This window comes from Phormidium sp. FACHB-592, from assembly GCF_014695795.1.
Taxonomy (GTDB): Bacteria; Cyanobacteriota; Cyanobacteriia; order Leptolyngbyales; family Leptolyngbyaceae; genus Stenomitos.
The window spans coordinates 1-19,914 of record NZ_JACJOZ010000091.1 but is presented as its reverse complement, the minus strand read 5'-3'; the positions used below and the strand labels follow the sequence as shown (position 1 = coordinate 19,914).

Annotated in this window: 11 protein-coding genes and 1 pseudogene; 8 read left to right on the top strand and 4 right to left on the bottom strand. The window is 49.7% G+C overall.

What is annotated here, in order from left to right; translation table 11 throughout:
• The first annotated feature begins 93 nt into the window (after positions 1–93).
• From H6F86_RS25490 to H6F86_RS25480, 3 genes are all read left to right on the top strand, one after another.
• A complete protein-coding gene (locus H6F86_RS25490) occupies positions 94–3,417 on the top strand; it encodes a filamentous hemagglutinin N-terminal domain-containing protein (RefSeq protein WP_190452602.1) in 3,324 nt (1,107 codons plus the stop codon).
• Between the two features lie 323 nt (positions 3,418–3,740).
• A complete protein-coding gene (locus H6F86_RS31755; RefSeq protein ID WP_199305507.1) occupies positions 3,741–8,702 on the top strand; it encodes a filamentous hemagglutinin N-terminal domain-containing protein in 4,962 nt (1,653 codons plus the stop codon).
• A 1-nt stretch (position 8,703) separates the two neighbouring features.
• Positions 8,704–11,388: a CHAT domain-containing protein gene (locus tag H6F86_RS25480; protein ID WP_199305506.1), complete on the top strand. Its 2,685-nt coding sequence runs from the start codon at positions 8,704–8,706 to the stop codon at positions 11,386–11,388.
• A 36-nt stretch (positions 11,389–11,424) separates the two neighbouring features.
• Here the strand turns inward: H6F86_RS25480 and H6F86_RS25475 are convergent, their stop codons facing one another.
• The 4 genes from H6F86_RS25475 to H6F86_RS25460 are packed head-to-tail and all read right to left on the bottom strand — an operon-like array spanning position 11,425 to position 16,248.
• The gene (locus H6F86_RS25475) at positions 11,425–12,249 is read right to left on the bottom strand and encodes a DUF928 domain-containing protein (RefSeq protein ID WP_190452600.1); all 825 of its coding nucleotides are present in this window, start codon (positions 12,247–12,249) and stop codon (positions 11,425–11,427) included.
• 23 nt (positions 12,250–12,272) lie between these two features.
• Complete coding sequence (locus tag H6F86_RS25470) at positions 12,273–14,654, bottom strand: CHASE2 domain-containing protein (protein ID WP_190452598.1); 2,382 nt, start codon at positions 14,652–14,654, stop codon at positions 12,273–12,275.
• 20 nt (positions 14,655–14,674) lie between these two features.
• Positions 14,675–15,607, bottom strand: coding sequence for a DUF1822 family protein (locus tag H6F86_RS25465; protein WP_190452597.1), 933 nt, complete (start codon positions 15,605–15,607; stop codon positions 14,675–14,677).
• A gap of 17 nt (positions 15,608–15,624) precedes the next feature.
• Positions 15,625–16,248 (bottom strand): sigma-70 family RNA polymerase sigma factor, encoded by a 624-nt coding sequence (locus tag H6F86_RS25460; protein WP_190452596.1) that lies wholly within the window; start codon positions 16,246–16,248, stop codon positions 15,625–15,627.
• A 248-nt stretch (positions 16,249–16,496) separates the two neighbouring features.
• On the opposite strand from H6F86_RS25460, the gene H6F86_RS25455 reads away from it, so the two are divergent.
• From H6F86_RS25455 to H6F86_RS25435, 5 genes and pseudogenes are all read left to right on the top strand, one after another.
• Complete coding sequence (locus H6F86_RS25455; protein WP_190452595.1) at positions 16,497–16,865, top strand: transposase; 369 nt, start codon at positions 16,497–16,499, stop codon at positions 16,863–16,865.
• 43 nt (positions 16,866–16,908) lie between these two features.
• Entirely contained in the window at positions 16,909–17,292 is a 384-nt protein-coding gene (locus H6F86_RS25450) for a transposase (RefSeq protein WP_277881714.1), read from the top strand.
• A gap of 543 nt (positions 17,293–17,835) precedes the next feature.
• Positions 17,836–18,702: a trypsin-like peptidase domain-containing protein gene (locus H6F86_RS25445; protein WP_190452593.1), complete on the top strand. Its 867-nt coding sequence runs from the start codon at positions 17,836–17,838 to the stop codon at positions 18,700–18,702.
• Between the two features lie 171 nt (positions 18,703–18,873).
• Complete coding sequence (locus H6F86_RS25440) at positions 18,874–19,239, top strand: hypothetical protein (protein WP_190452591.1); 366 nt, start codon at positions 18,874–18,876, stop codon at positions 19,237–19,239.
• A gap of 70 nt (positions 19,240–19,309) precedes the next feature.
• Positions 19,310–19,914 (top strand): annotated as a pseudogene (locus tag H6F86_RS25435) (type II/IV secretion system protein); the annotation flags it as partial.

Below are 19,914 nucleotides of genomic sequence, written 5' to 3'. Positions count from 1 at the left end.
TATGGTAGGCACAACACTTATCTTAGTTCTCGTATATTCTTAGGGCTAGGACTGTCATTACTTCAACAACTGCTTTGGAGAGGAAATTCTGAGATGGCTCGAAGCTGGAAGTATTGGAGTTATCAACTCGGTTTAATCGCGTGCTTAAGTGCTGGTGCAACGGTAGTAGAGGCTTCTATTGCAGATCTCTGGTCCAGAAGTTCTGTCCTTGCCCAAGTCACCCCTGATGGCACCCTTAATACCACGGTCAATGCTGCTGGGAACAGATTTACCATTACCAACGGCACTGCCAGAGGCAATAACTTGTTCCACAGTTTTGGTCAGTTTTCCATTCCCAGAGGGGGTTCTGCCACATTCGACCTGCTTAATGCGCCGAATATTACTACGATCTTCAGCCGTGTTACTGGAGGGTCTACTTCCAACATTAATGGGTTGATCCAAACGATTAGTAGTAACAATCGAGCCAGTCTATTTCTGATGAACCCCAGTGGCATTATTTTTGGTCCCAATGCCCGGTTAGATATTCGTGGTTCGTTTATTGCAACGACAGCGAATGGGGTCGAGTTTAGTAACCAAGGCTTCTTTAGTCTTGCTTCCAACCCCGATGATCTGCCGCTACTGACAGTGAATCCTTCTGCGCTTTTGTTCAATCAAATTGCGGCTCAACCCATCATTAATCGATCGACAGCAAACTCTACAGGACTAACCGTGGACAGGGGACAAAGCCTGCTACTAGTGGGTGGTGATGTGAGGTTAGACAAAGGGCGGTTGACAGCTCCAGAGGGACGGGTTGAGTTAGGCGGTGTGGCAGGTGTTGGTACCGTTGGACTGAGTGTTAATGGTAGTGACTTGCGTCTGAGTTTTGCCGATAGTGCTGCACGAGCAGATATATCGCTCATCAACGGAGCTGTCGTTAATGCTAATGGCACTCGCGGCGGCAGTATTCAGGTGCATGGTAGAGCTGTGACGCTCAGTGAAGGGGCCTGGATGACGAATAGTACCTTAGGGGCGGGAACAGGAGGAGATTTGAGTGTGAACGCCACTGAATCGGTACAACTAAGCGGCACTACTGCCAGTGGGCCCGGTGGCTTATTCACTCAGACGTTTGGAACTGGAGATGCTGGAGATTTAACCATTCAAACTAGGCAGTTGATGATTCGAGATGGTGCACAAGTATCTGCCGGTACTTTTGGTGATGGAGCCGGAGGAAACTTAAGCGTTTTTGCCGTGGAGTCTGTAGCAGTGAGTGGTTTCTCAGCAGATGGTTTTCCCAGTGGATTGTTTACCGAGACCGTCCGTGGAACTGGAGATGCCGGGGACTTAACCATTCAAACCAGACAGTTGCGACTCCAAGGTGGAGCACTTATCTCTGCCGGTAGCCCTGGTGATGGAGTTGGAGGGAACTTGAGCATCCTTGCCACAGAGCTTGTAGAAGTGAGTGAATTCTTCTCGAATGGTCAATTTTTCTTTCCTAGTGGATTGTATACCAGTGCCGTTGGGGAAATTGGAGATGCTGGGGATTTAACCATTCAAACTGAAACTTTGATTATTCGAAATGGTGCAGAGGTCTCTGCAGGCACTCGCGGTGGAGGGAAAGGGGGAAGGTTGACAGTGGAGGCTTTGGGTGCGGTACAGATAATTGGTGCTTCACCCACCGGCCGATTTCCCAGCAACTTGTCCACCGAAGCTGAGGGGGGAACTGGAAGTGCTGGAGATTTAACCATTCGAACTGGACAGTTGGTTGTCCGAGATGGTGCCGAGATCTCAGCTAGCACTCGTGGTGAAGGGAAAGGGGGAAATTTAACAATCGACACTGGAAAATTGCTTCTACAGAATGGATCACGGATTGCAGCCGCTACCTTTGGTACAGGAGATGGAGGCAGATTGACTGTGGAGGCTGCAGATTCGGTACAACTGGTGGGTGTTTCAGCCAACAATCAGCGCTCTAACCAGTTAACTACTCAAACTTCGGGAACGGGAACTGCAGGAGACCTAACGCTCAATACCAAATACCTTATGCTTCAGGATGGCTCACAGATTGCAGCCGGTACCACTGGAGTAGGAGAGGGTGGAAACTTGACTGTGATGGCTTCAGATTCGGTACACCTCAGTGGTACGAGAGGTCGGTTTCCGACTGGTTTGATTGTTAACACCCAAGGAACTGGAGATGCAGGAGACCTATCAATTACGACTAAAGATTTGCTGTTGCAGAATGGGGCACAGGTTTCAGCAAGTACTCTTAGTGCAGGAGATGGAGGCAGATTGAGGGTGAGCGCTTCAGATTCAGTGCAGGTAATTGGTACTTCAGTCGAGAGAGGATTTCCTAGTGGATTGTTTGCTAATACTGAGGGGGATGGAGATGCGGGAGAGTTGACGATTCAAACTAGGCGATTGTCTATCCAAGATGGAGCAGAGGTAGGTACTAGCACTTTTGGTAACAGCGAGGGGGCTGGGGGGGACTTGAGCATAACCGCTTCAGAATCTGTAGAGGTGAGCGGTACTTCAGCGCTAGGTAAGGTGAGTGGTTTGTTTAGCCAGGCTCAAGGAATAGGAGATGCTGGGAACCTAAGAATTGAAACCGGACAGTTGAGTGTCCAGAATAGTGCACGAGTAAGTGTAAGCGGCGAAGGAACAGGGAATGCAGGCAACTTAACTGTCGGGGCTGGCTCTATTTTGCTAGACAATCAAGGTCAGCTACGAGCTACGACTGCATTTGGTGAGGGTGGTAATATTTATTTGCAGGCACAGGATTTAGTCTTGATGCGCCGCAACAGCTTGATCTCCGCTGAAGCGCGTAACAATGGCAATGGTGGCAATATTACAATCGATGCTTCATTCATCGTTGCTGTTCCAAATGAAAACAGCGACATCATTGCTAATGCCTTTCGTGGTCGGGGAGGAAATATCAACATCACGACCCAAGGAATCTACGGCTTGAAGTTTCGGGAACGCCTGAGTCCCTTAAGTGACATTAACGCCAGTTCTGAATTTGGAGTAGCCGGGGTCGTGGAAATCAATACGCTAGAGGTTGACCCCAACCGTGGCTTAGTTGCCTTACCCGTAGAACCAACCACCCCACAAGTGGCAGAAGGCTGTCAGACTGGTAGTCGATCGACCAGCCGGTTTGTTGTCACTGGGCGAGGGGGTTTACCACCCAATCCAGGTGAAGCACTCAGTAGTGATGCTGTGGATGTGGGGTTGGTGACGCTTAATTCAAGAGCAGAGGAGCGATCAAGTCCTGCTCCCTCCCTATCTTCCACTCGAACGAACCCCGAAAAGATTGTAGAAGCGCAGGGATGGATTGTTGATCAGAGCGGCGATGTGATGCTCATAGCCCAAGCGCCCGCTGCTACACCCCATCGTTCCAGCCAGTTATTTGCAAACTGCCAAGCATCTCGATCGAATGCTGGGGACTGAATAGCAAGAAAACGGTTTGGCTTCTGCACAACTTGATTACTGGTGAAAAATTTCAATTAGATTTGGGTCCCTACCTGAATTGGCAACACGGCTGCACAACCAGCAGACTTAACGTGGGACTAATAAAGTTGGGACGATTTTGCCTACCACCCTACATTTCTTTGCTCCACAACTCACTCGGCAACTCCAAAAACTGTGTTGTTTTGTGAACATCGCAGAGTTTTCGAGTGCTTCAGTCTGAGAAGAAGCAACGGGAGTCACTTATTCTAAGTGACTGCCAGCTACCATTTATCAACTGCTGCCACTGGAGAGGCTGTTTCAACATGACTCAAAGCCAGAGACATTGGGGTTGGACCTTAAGCTTGGCGATCGCTGGAGCGTTAGCACAATTCTCTTCAGGAATCTTTTCTTCTACAAATTATGCCTGGGCTCAGCCTGTACCCGATAACACGTTGGGGAGTGAAAGCTCAGTTATTACACCGAATGTTGTGAATGGTCTTCCCAGTGACCAAATCGATGGCGGAGCCATGCGCGGCAGTAATCTGTTTCATAGTTTTCGTGAATTTAGTATCAACGAGAACCGAGGCGCTTATTTCACCAATCCTGCTGGCATTGAGAATATTCTGAGCCGAGTCACTAGTAATAGCCGCTCTGACATATTAGGCAGGCTGGGTGTGCTGGGCAATGCCAACCTGTTTTTGATCAATCCCAATGGGATTGTCTTTGGACCGAATGCTCGTTTAGATGTGAATGGTTCATTTGTTGCCAGTACCGCGAATCGTTTCACCTTTCCCAACGGTAGTGAGTTTAGCGCTACGAATCCGCAAGCGGCTCCACTGCTAACAGTAAACGTGACACCTGGATTGCAGTATGGCTCCACTGCGGCGACGATCGCCAATCGCGCCAATCTGTCGGTGGGGCAAGACCTGACCTTGGCAGCAGGCAATCTGGATGTGCAGGGGACATTACAGGCTGGCAGAAACTTGACGTTGCAAGCTCAGGACACGGTGCAGGTACGGGATACTGCAACCAATCCTTTGATTGCGGTGGCGGGTGGCAGATTACAGGTACAGGGTAGCAACGTTGATATTTTTGCCCTAAACCATCCCAATAGCGGCTTCTGGTCAGGGGGAGATTTGGTGTTGCGATCGAGCAATGCGGCGATCGGAGATGCCCATTTTCATGCGGGGGGTAATTTTCGGGTAGAGCAATTGGATGGCAGTCCTGGTAGTCTACTTAGTCCGAATGACCCAATTATTTTTACCAATGGTGATGTAACGCTGGGCGACTACATCGGGGCATCGCTGCATATTTTGGCAGGGGGGAGTGTCACGCTGGGCACTGCCACGATTACTGGGACAGGGGATACTGCCACGACGATTAATCCCAACAATACGAAGCTGTTTAATGGCAGCAAGAGCTATGCTGACTTGGCAAGGTTTAACCTGACGGAGTATCGAGCCACCTTAAATAGTGATGGCACGGTCAGGAGTGTTGATTCGGTGCTGGTGCCGATCACGATCGATGGGAGCCAGCAGCCTACGGTGGACATTCGAGCGGGAGTAGATTGGGCGCAGTTGGGCGGCTTACCCACTGGTCCTAGCTTGGCAGGCACGGTCACGCCTGTTCCTAACCTCACGAGTACAGCGGTAAGAGCGGATATAACCTTGAATGGCAAAGTGCTTAATTCTTCTCGCTTCTCGCAAGGCATTCGGATTGAGCAACCCGGGGGACTGGTGTTATTGACCAATCAATTCAGTCCCAACAACTTGCCGGGGACGATAACCATTCGGGGGAATGTGGATACCAGTACAAGGGTTCCTGAAAGAAATGGAGGCGACATTCGGGTGTATGGACGGGGAGATATTACGATCGCCCCTCCCGTCCCATCCAGTTCTATTCTTCTGAACTCGTCCTCGGACTCAACCTCGGGCACTGCGGGGAACGGGGGAGCCATCTCCTTCGCCACCAACTCCGGTACTATCTCCCTAACAAACTCGGACTCGTTCTCGTCCTCGTCCTCACCCTCGTCCTCGGACTCAACCTCGGGCACTGCGGGGAACGGGGGAGCCATTTCCTTCGCCACCAACTCCGGTACTATCTCCCTAACAAACTCGGACTCGTTCTCGTCCTCGTCCTCACCCTCGTCCTCGTTCTCGACTTCGGACACTGCGGGGAACGGGGGAGCCATCTCCTTCGCCACCAACTCCGGCAATATCTTCCTAACAAACTCGGACTCGTTCTCGCGCTCGCGCTCGACCTCGGGCACTGCGGGGAACGGGGGAGCCATTTCCTTCGCCACCAACTCCGGTACTATCTCCCTAACAGGCTCGCGCTCGAACTCGTCCTCGGACTCGTCTTCGGGCACTGCGGGGAATGGGGGAGCCATTTCGTTCACCACCCACTCCGGCAATATCTTCCTAACCAATTCGTTCTCGACCTCATCCTCGACCTCGACCTCGACCTCGACCTCATCCTTGTCCTTGTCTTCGGGCACTGCGGGGAATGGGGGAGCCATTTCGTTCACCACCCACTCCAGCAATATCTCCCTAACCAATTCGTTCTCGTTCTCGACCTCGGACTCGTCTTCGGGCGATACGGGGAGCGGGGGAGCCATTTCGTTCTCTACCAACCTCGGCACTATCTCCCTAACAGGCTCGTTCTCGTTCTCGACCTCATCCTCGACCTCGGGCACTGCGGGGAACGGGGGAGCCATTTCGTTCTCTACTAACCTCGGCACTATCTCCCTAACCAACTCGTTCTCAAACTCGAACTCGTCCTCGTTCTCGGGCACTGCGGGGAGTGGGGGAGCCATTTCCTTCGCCACCCACTCCGGCAATATCTTCTTAATCAACTCGACCTCAAACTCGTTCTCGCGCTCGTCCTCGTCTTCGGGCACTGCGGGAAACGGGGGAGCTATTTCGTTCTCTACCAACCTCGGCAATATCTCCCTCTTAAATTCGGATTCGAACTCATACTCGACCTCGTCTTCGGGCACTGCGAGAAATGGGGGAGCCATTTTGTTCTCTACCAACCTCGGCAATATCTCCCTCTCCGGCTCGGACTTGAACTCGACCTCGACCTCGACCTCAGGCACTGCGGGGAACGGAGGAGCTATTCGTTTAAGCGCTAGGAGTGGAACGGTTTCTGGTAGAGATTCCGTTCTAAATTCGTTTGCTGTTTCTCAGCAGGGAGGTTCAGGGAATGGCGGTAAGGTGACTCTGGAAGCGGGCAGCGAAGTGTCTGGGTTGACAGTCAATACCGTTGCCTCTAGTGATCTCGCTGGAGATGTAGAGGTAACCGGGTTTGACAATCTCCAGGTTGCCAATACTCGCATCCTAACAGCTCAACAAGTAGAAGTATGTCTTTTCGATTCTTGTCCCCCTAATCGACCTCTCCGAATCAATTTAGGTGACAGAGGACAGGCAGGCAATGTGAAAGTCAGTAGCATAGGCAATCTCACGTTTAGCAATAGCGCGATCGAAAGTGATACTCGTGGCGGTAATCCTGCAGGCAATATCACCTTTCAAGCTAATGGAGGCATCGAGATCACCAATCGTAGTACCATCTCTGCCAGAACCAGTAGCGGCGGGCAGGCAGGCAGTATCCGCTTCGATGCTCCCACTCTAGTCGTGGCTGGCAATGCTCAAGTCTTAGCCGAAACCTCCAGCAGTGGGGCTGGCGGCAGCATTTTTGTCACTGCACCAACGGCTGTAGACCTGAGGCGAGTCAACGATTTCTCCCCCGTGCTCTCAGTACAAACCAGTGGAGCGGGCCGATCAGGAGACATTGTTGTGAACACTCAAAATCTGACGCTTTCGGATCAAGCCCGCATTACCGCCACCGCTACTGCCACCGCTACCAATTTGGATGGCGGTGGTAGCATTACCCTCAACGCTTCCACCATGAATCTAGCAGGGATTGTGGGCGTCTTTGCTGAAACCCAAGGGCAAGCACCGGCAGGGACACTCAGGCTCAATCCTTACAACAATCAACCGGATTTGAACGTCACTCTGGCTCCCAGTTCTCAGATCTCGGCTTCCACCTCTGGTAGTGGCAATGGTGGTGATTTGATTATTCAAGCTCCCCGTTCGATCGCCCTCAGTGGTCCCGGCAAGCTGGCTGTAGAGGCTACCAGCAGCGGTAATGCTGGGAATATTGAGATTTCGACTGGAAACTTGACTCTCACTAATGGCGTTGAAGTCTCTGCCTCTTCCTCTGCTAGTGGTAAGGCAGGTAACGTGAACATCACAGCCAACAACTTTGACCTTAGCCAGGGAGCCAAAGTGACTTCCATTACCGCTGGCAGTGGGGCGGCAGGCAATATTGTTGTGAATACCAATAATCAGCTATTGCTCACCGGCAATGGCACAGGCTTGTTTGCCAGCACTACACCCAACTCTACAGGTGCGGGTGGCAGCATTTTTGTTGACCCAATTCGGGTCAGCGTTCTAGATAGTGCCAGGATAGCTGTGGATAGCCAAGGGCAAGGCAATGCCGGAATTTTGAGTCTGCAAGCTGGAACACTGTTGCTCGATCGCGGCACGCTCCTCGCGTCTACTGCCAGTGGCGAAGGCGGCAATATTGATCTAACGGTGAACGATCTAATCCTGTTACGCAACAGAAGCCTGATCTCAGCTCAGGCGGGTGGTACAGGCAAGGGCGGCAATATTGCGATCGACAGCTCCGCTGGTTTTATCGTTGCCGCTCCCGATCAAGATAGTGACATTATTGCCAATGCCTTCCAAGGACAGGGAGGCGGAATTCAGATCAAAGCTCAAGGCATCTTTGGGCTAGAGGAGCGCAGAGCCATTCGGGGCAATGGCACCAATGACATTGATGCCAGCTCCGAGTTTGGCATAGACGGGGTTGTGGAAAATAACACACCCGATGTTGACCCCAACCGAGGATTAGTTGTTTTGCCAACCGAGCCAGTTGAAACAGAAGTCGCCCAAGGCTGTCAAACAACTGGCAATCAAGCAGCGAGCAGATTCGTCATCACCGGTCGGGGTGGGCTGCCCCCAAATCCCAGTGAAGCGTTAAGCGGGGATGCTGTTGCCATGGATTTAGTGACACTGAGTCCAAACGTAGCCAATCGTTCTAATCCAACCGTTTCTACACCGTCAACTCGACCGGCTCCTCAAGAGATTGTGGAAGCTCAAGGTTGGATCATCAATAGCAATAGAGACGTTATCCTTGTTGCTCAAGCACCCGCTACTACACCTGATCGCCCTCAGCCAACGGCGGTTAATTGCAGCAAATCGCAGCTAAACCTTGAGAGGTAAGATGGCAAGACGACGGTTTGTTACTCCCGCTAAAGTGCGGTGTCGATCGCAGCGTGTGTTCTCCATAGCATTGCTTCGCGTCGGCAGAATGCTGATTTGTTTGGCGTTGTTTCTGGGGACAGCGCTATTGCCACCCACGTTTGCTCATGCGATCACCCATCCTTCGATCGCACAACACTTACCTGACGCTCAGAGCTTAGAGCAGCAAGGGAGACAGCTTTATGAGACAGAGCGCTTCTCTGAAGCAGTGAAAATTTGGCAACAAGCGATTGCTGCTCTTCAATCCAATGGAGACACGCTACAGCAAGCCATGGCCTTGAGTAATCTCTCTCTGGCTTACCAGCAGCTCGGTCAGTGGAAAGAAGCGGAGCAGACCGTGAGCGAGAGTTTGAATCTACTGCAATCTAACCAAAGTCAAAACTCCGATCGCCTGCAGATTCTGGCGCAGGCGCTAGACGTGCAAGGGCGGCTTCAATTAAGCCAGGGAAAAGCTGAACCAGCGCTGACAACCTGGCGACAATCTGCTGAGATTTACACAACGTTAGGTGACAATACTAAATTCATTCGCAATCAGATTAATCAAGCACAAGCCTTACAAGCTCTAGGACTGTACCGTGAGGCAGAGAAAGTACTCGATCAAGCAAAGCAAGCCCTGCAAAAGGAACCGGATAGCTCTCTTAAAGCGACAGGGTTACGTAGTTTAGGCAACGTTTTACGAGTGACGGGTGATTTGGAAGCGTCTCAACAATTGCTGCAACAGAGCTTGGCGATCGCGCAAAAATTATCAGACCCTCAAGCTGTCAGTGATGCGCTGCTCAGCTTGGGTAACGCTGCTCGTACTCAATCTCGTAATCAGCAGAATGTTTCATCTGCTCTAACGTTTTATCAGCAGGCTGCAGCAACCTCTACTTCAGCAATTACCCGCATTCAGGCTCAGCTAAATCAACTGAGTCTGCTAATAGAAAATAATCAACGAAAAGAAGCTCAAGCACTGGTTCCTCAAATTCAAACTCAAATTGAGCGGTTACCAGCGAATCGGTCTACAATTTATGCTCGAATCAATTTCTCTGAGAGCTTGATAAAGTTAAGCAGCCGAACAAACCCGAATTCTGAACAAATTGCTCAGCTGCTTGCTACAACGGTTCAGCAAGCGAGTGCCTTAGCAGATCCACGAGCAGAATCTTACGCGCTTGGCACATTGGGCAAGCTGTATGAACGAAACAAGCAGTTATCAGATGCTCAAGCGTTGACTCATCGAGCCTTAGTGATTGCTCAAGCAATTAATATGCCTGACGTGGCTTACCGATGGCAGTGGCAATTGGGGCGATTGCTGAGGGACCAAGGGCAAATTGAAGCGGCGATCGCGTCCTATGCTGTCGCTGTTCAATCGCTTCAGTCGCTGCGCTATGACTTAATTGCTGCTAAATCAGATGTGCAATTTTCATTTCGAGAGCAGATAGAACCTGTTTATCGAGAGTATGTTGAGTTGCTATTGCACTCGCCTAGCGGCTCAGAGAAAGCGTCTCAGTCTTTAGCTAGCAACAAGGCGGCTATCAGCCAGAAAAAGCTTCAGAAAGCCCGTGAGGTAATTGAATCCCTGCAGCTTGCAGAACTCGACAATTTCTTCCGGGAAGCGTGTTTAGTTGCCAAGCGTCAGATTGATCAAGTGATCGATCAGGAAGCTCAAGCAGGAGCAGCCATCTATCCAATCATTTTGACAGATCGATTAGAAGTAATCCTCAAACTACCTCAGCAGCAGGAACTACTCCATTACACAGCCCGTGTTTCTCAACGGGAAGTTGAAACCACGATCAATCAACTGCGACAGGACTTAAGAAAGCCTCACACCTTACAGTCAGTTCAAGCTTCGTCTGAACAGCTTTATAACTGGCTGATTCGACCGATCGCAAAGACTCTAGCCACAAGTCAAGTCAAAACTCTGGTGTTCATCTTAGATGGAGACTTGAGAAACATTCCGATGGCAGTCCTGTACGATGGCAATCAGTATCTTGTTGAGAAATATAGCCTCGCCTTGGCTCCAGGACTGCAGCTAGTTGACCCTAAGCCACTGAAACAATTACAGTTAAGAGCTTTGGTGGCTGGAGTCAGTGAGCGTCGTTCACCTGGATTTTCGGAACTACCGAATGTGCCCAGTGAGTTGCAGCAGATTAAATCGGCGGTGCCCAGTCAAGTGCTGCTCAACCAGCAGTTTACGAGCCAAATGCTGCAGAAACAGATGAACTCGCAGCCCTTCCTGGTGGTTCATTTAGCAACTCATGGCCAATTTAGTTCTAATGCTGATCAAACATTTGTTCTCGCTTGGGATAAGCCTATTAACGTCAACGAGTTAAGTAATCTTCTGCGAGGCAGAGACGAAACTAGACCGGAAGCGATCGAGCTGCTGGTTCTGAGTGCGTGTCAAACGGCTGTTGGCGATAAACGAGCTGCATTGGGAATTGCCGGAGTTGCTGTTAGAGCTGGGGCACGCAGCACACTCGCGTCTCTTTGGAATGTGAATGATGAATCCACTGCCCTATTAATGAGTCAATTCTATAAAGCATTAGCAGAGAAACAAATTACGAAAGCTGAGGCGCTTCGTCAAGCACAGTTAGCGTTACTCAAGAATCCTAAGTTTCAACGCCCAATGTTCTGGGCACCGTACATTCTGGTTGGCAATTGGTTGTAGAAGCTTCATTTGAATAGGACTGAAGCACTATCTTGCCTATTTCTTCTCTAGAGTTGTGTGACTAACAATCGGTTCTTGAGCAAACTCACTCAAGCCGACAGTTCTCAACAAAGTAGCCCAATTCGGGTCATTTAGACTTTTACGATGCAGCTCAGCAGCGATCGTTAATGAATCATACCAGATACCGTTAGCGGCATAAAGGCGAACTTTCTGTTGTAAACTTGCTTGCTCTAACTGATTCTGCAGGCTCGGATTTAGCTGTAACCGTTCTATATCCCCTTCCACAAAGCGAAATAACTCATTGTCCTTCTGGCAGTAGACATTGAAGTACCAACGGTAACGCTTACCAATTTCCAAGGATGTAGCGGTCGGGGATAGGGTAAGACCGATAATTCCTGGTATTTGATTCAACGCAACCGAATAAACCGATAATTTTCCCGCCTCATCCTCTAACACAAATTCTCCATAGGTCGAAGGAGATAAATAGGGAACATAGAACCAAAATGTCGGACGAGCTGCCGTTGTCAATCCCAAAACTACTTCTGAATCTACTCCTGAATTTACATCTACCGACTTATAAACTGGAGCTAAGGCATTAAACAGCCTCTGTTGGGATGATGCAACTGGTTTCCCTGCCATCTCACAACCACGAGTGCCAGCCTCCGATCTACGACCAGGTGCGCCAGTACCGGGTGGTAAGGGTGGTGCAGCGAAGATTGGTTCATTCAATGGTTTACTTGAGGCTACGGGCAGGCTTTGCTCAATTAAGGAAGCAGTTTCTTTTGCATTAACCTGTGTGTTACCAGTTACAACTAAGCTAATTGCAAAAGCGAGTTTAGTGATTTGAAAATGCAACTTCATACCAAACTCCATCTGTTCTTAAGTTAATCTTGTTTCGAAGTTAACGAGTGCTTCTGTTTCTTTAAAGAAATATAGACCGCTACACCTCCATAAGTCACAAAAAATGCTAAAACTGACGGAACCAAAGGAACCCAGTTCCCCTGAATTAGAAGAATAAAGCAAAGAATGTGTAAGATTCCAAATGTAGCCCCAGCCAGGATTACTTGTTGGATCAACGATCGTAACCTCCACGCCAACACCCCCCCCGCGATAGACCAGCTCCAAACCCAAAGAGCATCCCCCCAAAACGTCCAAACTTTTAATAAGGGGCGACCATCCTTTACTGCACTCAAAATTTGGCTCAACATCTGTGCCTGCACAATTACGCCTGGCATCTCTTGATAGAATCCGTGACTAGCACTGTAGGGAGTCGGAATATAGTCATGGGCGCTTTGTGCGGTCACTCCAATGAGAACGATACGGTCCTTGATTTGATGCGGCTTTAACTTGCCGGTTAAAACCTCGTTCAGTGTTACGGTTGGAGCAATTTCATTTGCTGAGCGATAGGAGCGGTAATTGAGTAATATCTGGTAGCCCCACGCATCTACTTGCTGATAACCACCCTGATGAGGGCCCAAGCGATCAAAAATAACCTGCCCTAATTGTAAATTGCCATCTGAGTTATACCGAGCAGAAAGGCCTTCGAACTCTAGATAATGGAAAGCAAGCTGGGCACTAAGCGCGTAAGGGGCTGCGCAGGGAGAATTCGGATCTGGGTTCATGCCAAGTAGGTGACGCCGCAAGACACCATCTGCATCTTTCACAACATCACTAAAGCCTTGGCGTTCTGGCGGTACTTCAGGCGGAGGGGCAATTCCAGGGTGTTTATTCTCCACATCACTGACTTTGCAAATGGCGAAAAAGCGATCGTTCTGTCGCACACGAGTTGCTAACTTCGGCAAAGCTTGATTAACGGGCATATTACGGTAAATATCCAATCCGATCGCTCTCGGTTGATGGGGTTCTAGCTTTTCTAAGAGCCGACTTAAAGCTAGATCTGACAATGAGCCTTTGCGTTGCTGCTGCTCCGACAATTGGAAGTCTTCTTCAGCGATCGTGACGATGAGGAGTCGCTGGTCTTGGGGTTCGGCGGGTCGCGATCGCATCAAATGGTCAAAGGCTTGCAATTCCCATGCCTGCAACCAACCTAGCCAACGCACTCCCATGACTAAAGCCGTGACAGCTACACTGCTCAGTAAAATGTTTGAGATTCGAGATTCGAGCTTTCTCCTGATCCCCTCCCGTGCTTCGCTTGCTCCCCTGCTCTCCTGCTCTCCTACCCGTCCACACCACTCTCGCCAAGTTGTTGGTGCTACAGCCGGGTTTTGGTAGATAACGGGTAGCCAGCTTGCACAGGGAAACTCATCTTCTAGCCCCTGAAGCCGTTCCCGCGCCTCCCGGACTGCGGCATATAGCGATCGTCCGCCTGTAAATGCACTGAGGAAGTGCTTGAGAAAGGTATGAGCGACAAGATCTGGCACTGGTTCCCGCATCACAATTACTTGCGGAATATTTAGATCTGCTAGCTGCTGTGCCAAACTCAACCCATCACAAGAGTTGAATACTGCCAACTTCAAACCTTGAGCAATTGCCTGTCTCAATGCATAGCGCAACTGCTCTAGCGTCAGGCTATCGGTTGGATTAATTTGAATCACTCCCTGCTCTTTGCTAGAACTGTGTCCGGCAAAAAACAGCATGTCCCACCGTTGCCACAGCCGAGCATTCAACTGTTCTCGACGCGGCTCCACCAAAAACTCAATCTCTGCTTGGCTAGAAACTCGTTCAAGAAACGCCCGATCTTGATTGAGATCGATGCCTCGACTGTTGCCTAAAATTGCCAAAATCTGAGCCTTGCTGGTGGACTGGGTAGGCACCTGATCCGCTCTCTGATACTCCGGAGTGCTCAGGGCAGCTTCCGCGTTAGGATAATGGTCAAAAAAGTTCCACAGATGCCAGGGTAGCTTTTGCAGCAGGCGATCGTTTGTTTCAATCAACAATCGAATTTCATCGGTCGCATTGAGTCGCGTTCGGAGTGGTTGGTCAATGCTGCGAAAGGATTCTGAGTTTAGCCAAGTATTGATCTGGTCAGTCAACCGCTGACACAACTTGCCAAACTCGATCTCAGAAACATTTGTTACATCAGCCACTTCAATTTCAATCCGAGGGTGCCAATCTAATCGATCATGCAGTGCTTCATAGACCAACTGCCAAGAGCGGTAGAGCTCAGGAATTTCAGGAGCAGCAGGTAAGCTGCCAACAAATTTACTCGGATGAGGATCATCGGCTTCCCATAGATGAATCGTTACAGCCGGAAAACCGCTGTACAAATCTCCCATACCCAAATTTAAAACAACTCGCTGGCTCATCGCTATCTCAACTCTGCTCGTTAGATGACGAAAGACTCAGTAATACTGACTTTCTCACCTAAAGCAATCTGAATATCAAAGCGTTCTCCTGAACGGCCTCGGAACCGCTTTAGTTTAATAAAATTGTCTTGTTGGCGCGATCGCACCTCCTGGAGTGCTTCTCCTGCGTCTGTCAGCAACCTTAGCGTAAAATCAACGGGTAAATATTGCTCTCCAGCAACCGGATGCACTTGCACACTAATTCCCAATTGCTGCTCTGCTTCAGGAGTTACGGCTACCAATAGCACAACGGATTGCTCGTCGAGTTGCAGCATTAAATCTAGCAGCTTAGCCCGCCTAACGGTCGCCTCACTCACCAAGGCATCAGTTCTGAAGCTGAGTGCCATCGGCTGCGCAGTGCCAATTAAGACATCGAGCGATCGCCAGCTTGTCTCAAACAGCCCTTGCAGCCAGTGGCTGAGAGTTGCTGGTTGATTGGCTAACTTTAGTTGTCGTAAGTGCTCTAGAAGCTGATCGAGCGATCGTAATTTCTGGATGGGAACGGCCCCATCCCCTGGTGATGGGATAAAACCCAGTAATTTTGCATTCTTCAGCGACGGCTCCAGCTGTACAGCTACGTAGCCAATTCGGTCTGACCAAACGTCTGGCGGAATTTGGATAGTCTGTGCTTCTGGCAAAACGGGACAGCACTCTAACCGTCCCATCCCTGGTAGGTTGAGATCTGCTACATCCATCATGGCTTGCATAATTGAATTGTAGCTGTGGCTGGTTTCGCGATCGCTCTCAATACCCATGCATTCCAGGTAGAACTGCACAGCAGACACAGCCAATGTATTCAAGTAAACTCGTTTTGCAATGTGAGGATTCGCATGTTGGTTGTAAAATCGTTGCGCTAAACGATGTACGGGTGCTCCTAGTGGGGCAATAAATATCGAAGATTGATCTAAATTCATCCTTGCTGACCTCCTATTTAACTTGCCTGACAATATGCCTTCATGTATTGGGAAAACTTGGCTAAACATCGACTATAAAAGCTGCTCACTGTTCCAACTCTCACGTCAAATTCTGCCGAAATCTCCTGCCAGGACATGCCTGCTAGCCGCCTAAGCGCCACTGTCTGAAAGTTGACCGATGAGCGTCCTTCAAGGCACTCACGCTTGAAAAGACCGGCTGGATCAGTCTCAAGACACTCTCTCAAAAGTTCAGTTAATGCTGGCGGTTCGTTTGCCGATGCTAGCTCGTCAAGGTTGTCTAAAGTGACACGTTGCACACTAGGCTGTCCTAAAACTTTGGGAACTGCTTCCCGAAAAAATCGACGATCCAGCAGAACATTGACCCATGCCATGACCGAAGCTCGTTCTGGATCATATTTATCAATGCTTCGGCATACATAGAGCATCAGATCTTGCATGGCCTCATCATAAATTTCCTCATAGCGTCCTGAAAACAACCCTCGCTGGGGGTGACAAAGCCTGCCGGATGACAAAATTCCATTCACTAGTTGCCTCAAAGCAATCTGTCGCCCATCACTTAGGGCTGGAGACTGCTGGGCTGAGATAGCTAGCTGCTTTAGTTGCTCATCCAAGTTAGTCATTTGATGCATCAAGCATGGCTGAACTCATTTGTGACTGAGAAAACAATTACACTGCAGAACCTTCTACCCCTTCTCAACCAAAAATAGGAGTTTCTCTGCAAAGTTTTGCTTTTGTTACAAAAGTTTTGGCACTGGTCTGCTATTTAGATAGTGTATGGAACCCATTTGAGTCTTACAGCGGTTGTTGATTGAGTAAGCCACAATTTGATAGCTTAAGAGAGTCTTGCAAGATCAGGAAAGCGCTATCCATGCCTGCCCCTCTGTCGGTTGATTTACAGCAAAGAAGGATCGCTGCGTACGAGGCAAAAGAAGGAGCACAACGACAACTGGCAAAGCGCTTCAAGGTCAGCCTATCGTTTATCCGAGCTTTGCTGCGGCACTATCGAGAAACAGGCAGTGTGCAACCGAAACCGCACGGGGGAGAGACCGTTGCCAAGTTAGGGAAGGAGCAGTTGCCCATCATCGCAGCCTTAGTCACGGCGCAACCAGATGCCCTCCTCAAAGAGTTGTGCGCACGCTTTGCAGCGCAAACGGGGGTAGCGGTCAGCGTCTCGACCATGCAACAAGCGGTGTGCAAGCTCAAGCTCAGCGTCAAAAAAAACACTAATTGCGGCTGAACAAGACACGCAACGGGTCAAGGCCCTGCGGTTTGCTTATCGCTTGTGGAGTTTCACCATCGGCCCTCGGAACTTAGTCTTCCTTGATGAAACAGGCATTCATCTAGCCATGACACGCTTGTACGGTCGTGCTCCCATTGGCGAGCGTTTGTATGACAGTGAGGTTCCTGGTGATGGGGGACGGAACATCTCGTTGATTGGTGGCATGAGTATCGATGGGTTGATTGCTGCCATGAGCATCGTCGGCAGTGTCAATACCGACGTGTTTTTGTTCTACAGTCAGGAGATCTTGATTCCTCAATTATGGACCGGAGCCATCATTGTGATGGATCACTTACCCGTTCATCATGCCTCGGTCATTCGAGAGGCAATCGAAGCGGTCGGAGCAAAAGTGGTGTTTTTGCCACCTTACTCCCTCGACCTTTGACCCATTGAGTTATGTTGGTCCAAACTCAAGCAACTGTTGCGCTCCGCTAAAGCTCGAACGACAGAAGCACTTGACCAAGCGTTAACCCAGATTATCAATGAGTGCATTGCCGATGATGATGCCCTTGGCTGGTTCGCTCACTGTAACTTATGCATCTGATAACCGCTGTAATTGTTGCCAGTTCTCTAGTTAACTAATTCATTCTTGCTAGTCATTGAGTTTTGTAAAGAGTGACTGGTTTTGCATAAAACTCGAACTGCTATCGCGAGACATGTATGTAAGCCAACTGAATCAATACAGGCTTGCAAGAAGCATCTCTCAAACTAATTCATGAGGTTAATCAACATGACAGCCTGCTCATTGACAACAATCCAAGCATCGAAAACGGGACAGTTATCCTTAACGACCATTTTGTCCCCACTGCGATACAAAGGCGGTACAGAAGAGCAGAAGGAATTCAAGAGCGGCAGAGACCATTAAAAATTCTTTCAGTTGAGCTTCTGTAGTTGGGCGTATCCATTTCTCAATTTGTAAGGAGAATCTATGAAGAGCAATAGTGTACAAAAAGCGGCCCTATTAACGGCTGCCATCTCAGCGACAGTGAGCAGTTCACTGGGTTTTCTACCTGGAACTTTACCTCAAGCTAAAGCATTGGTAGTAGGACAAGACAATCGTGTTACGCCTGACTATAATTGGCTGACTCGCCCTGGTCAACAACGTGCAGCTTTTGGAAAACTCGAAAGCCAACGTCAAGACGGGTTCTATCAATCGTGCAGCTTTGCCGTCGTCGGACCCAATTTGGGACTGACCAACGCTCACTGCGTTATGGATGAGAAAGGTCACTTGGTGCGCTCAGTCAAAGCCTACGCAGCAAGGCATGGGAAAAACCCCAACAACACTGCCCGCTCTTTTGCATCTGCTAACGTGGACCGAGTTTGGAAGGTACTGCACCATAGCCCTTCCACTCCAAATGATTTTGCGAAAGACTGGGCAATTATTCGGTTCACGACTAATCTCGGTAATCTCACTGGTTCGTTGGGCAATGAAGGGTATGGCGATGGAGGACGTAGCATGATGGGTCGCGTCACTAACTACATTGGCTATCCCAATGATTGGCCTACTGCTAGTCAATTGCGTCCCGGTGATGTTCGGGGGTCAACTCCAGCTCAACATGCCGGTTGCCGTTTTATCGGGCTGGATAAGGGAGTTTTGTTCCACGATTGTGACACTGCCCCGGGCACATCCGGTTCCAATATGTACACCCGGATTGCGGACAATCACCTTCGGCTCATGGGCATTAATTCTTCCAGTGGTTGGTTGCTCACGAATGGGCAACGGGTTAATGGTGCGGTCCCCTTGGATGCTTTTATGCCCATGTTACGGCAATTGCGACAAACCGGTGGGCGCTAAGGCTGTAAGTATCCTTCGGCGGTTCCTCCCACTTAATCATTAGGGGTGGATACGTGGATCGGTCTCCCTTTGGGAATGTCTCTTTCACGTATCCATTTACTCCAACAATCCTAGACATTCATTGAGACTTGCCCTTTCTCGGTCCATCCTTATTCCACTAATCTAAAACCTATGTTCACCAAATTCTTTACCGTTAGCACCCTGTCCCTTGCGCTACTAACTGCCGGTAGTGTGGCTTTAAGCCAGGACACTCCCTTATGCTTTATGAAAAAAAGTGATGGCACTGTCATCAATCTGAACAAACTTTGCAAGGACAAGAAACCTGTGTCACAGCAACCTTCTAGACAAGCACCTGACCCTAACCAAGGAAGTGATGGAGGGCAGCCCTCTTCGCCAGACAACGTGCTTGACCCTTCAGTGAAACTGGTTCCGGGGCAGACTCAGAAACCTCCTATCGAAGTCTACAAAACCCCTTCTGACCTCTGGCAACAGGTTCCAGGGTTACAAACACCCATTCAAGAAATTCCAGTGCGGTAGAAGACGACGGGTAACCTGGTTGCCCTCTGAGCATCATACTGTTATCCCCATTCACTCCTTGCTCAAACCTATGGTTCAAGCTCTAGTCCAAACCAACTCTGCCTTCAAGCAACTCAAACGCCAAGAGATTACCTGCGAAACAGCCCAACAACTGCTGGTCAACCCTCAAGGCATGATCAATCTTGAGCTACTGGATCGTGATGTCAGCGATCGCTTCTTTCGCCAGATTTCTGATCGCAGCTCGCTGCATCCAGTGGTGCCACTGCTGCTATGGCGCAACTGTTTTTACCTGGGTAGCCCGCTGCCGATGTCGGCTGAAGCAGTGCAATGGATCAGCGATCGGCTGGCAACCGCGATCAAAATCATTCCTATTCACGAGAAAAGCTACCGTGACTGGTTTCGCTTACAAAACCTGGATACAAACCGGATCTGCGGCACAAATTTTGCCAATCCCCTCACTGGCAAGTTTGAGCAAGAAGACATTACGCAAACCACCGAACTCTATCTTTCGCAAACAGACAACCAGATTGAGCGCATCCGAGCCATCATTGCCGGCGCACTGAGGAACCGCGCTAGTGATATTCACCTGGAACCGACTGAGGTTGGCTTGCGCGTGCGTTACCGCATTGATGGTATTCTCCGCCATGTCACAACCCTCCCGCCAGACATTAGCCG

Excerpts from the sequence above, each read along its gene's own strand:
- H6F86_RS25460 (WP_190452596.1), bottom strand. The coding sequence starts at position 16,248 with ATGACTAACTTGGATGAGCAACTAAAGCAGCTAGCTATCTCAGCCCAG.
- H6F86_RS25470 (WP_190452598.1), bottom strand. The coding sequence starts at position 14,654 with ATGAGCCAGCGAGTTGTTTTAAATTTGGGTATGGGAGATTTGTACAGC.
- H6F86_RS25440 (WP_190452591.1), top strand. The coding sequence starts at position 18,874 with ATGTTCACCAAATTCTTTACCGTTAGCACCCTGTCCCTTGCGCTACTA.
- H6F86_RS25490 (WP_190452602.1), top strand. The coding sequence starts at position 94 with ATGGCTCGAAGCTGGAAGTATTGGAGTTATCAACTCGGTTTAATCGCG.
- H6F86_RS25445 (WP_190452593.1), top strand. The coding sequence starts at position 17,836 with ATGAAGAGCAATAGTGTACAAAAAGCGGCCCTATTAACGGCTGCCATC.
- H6F86_RS25465 (WP_190452597.1), bottom strand. The coding sequence starts at position 15,607 with ATGAATTTAGATCAATCTTCGATATTTATTGCCCCACTAGGAGCACCC.
- H6F86_RS25475 (WP_190452600.1), bottom strand. The coding sequence starts at position 12,249 with ATGAAGTTGCATTTTCAAATCACTAAACTCGCTTTTGCAATTAGCTTA.
- H6F86_RS25480 (WP_199305506.1), top strand. The coding sequence starts at position 8,704 with ATGGCAAGACGACGGTTTGTTACTCCCGCTAAAGTGCGGTGTCGATCG.
- H6F86_RS31755 (WP_199305507.1), top strand. The coding sequence starts at position 3,741 with ATGACTCAAAGCCAGAGACATTGGGGTTGGACCTTAAGCTTGGCGATC.
- H6F86_RS25455 (WP_190452595.1), top strand. The coding sequence starts at position 16,497 with ATGCCTGCCCCTCTGTCGGTTGATTTACAGCAAAGAAGGATCGCTGCG.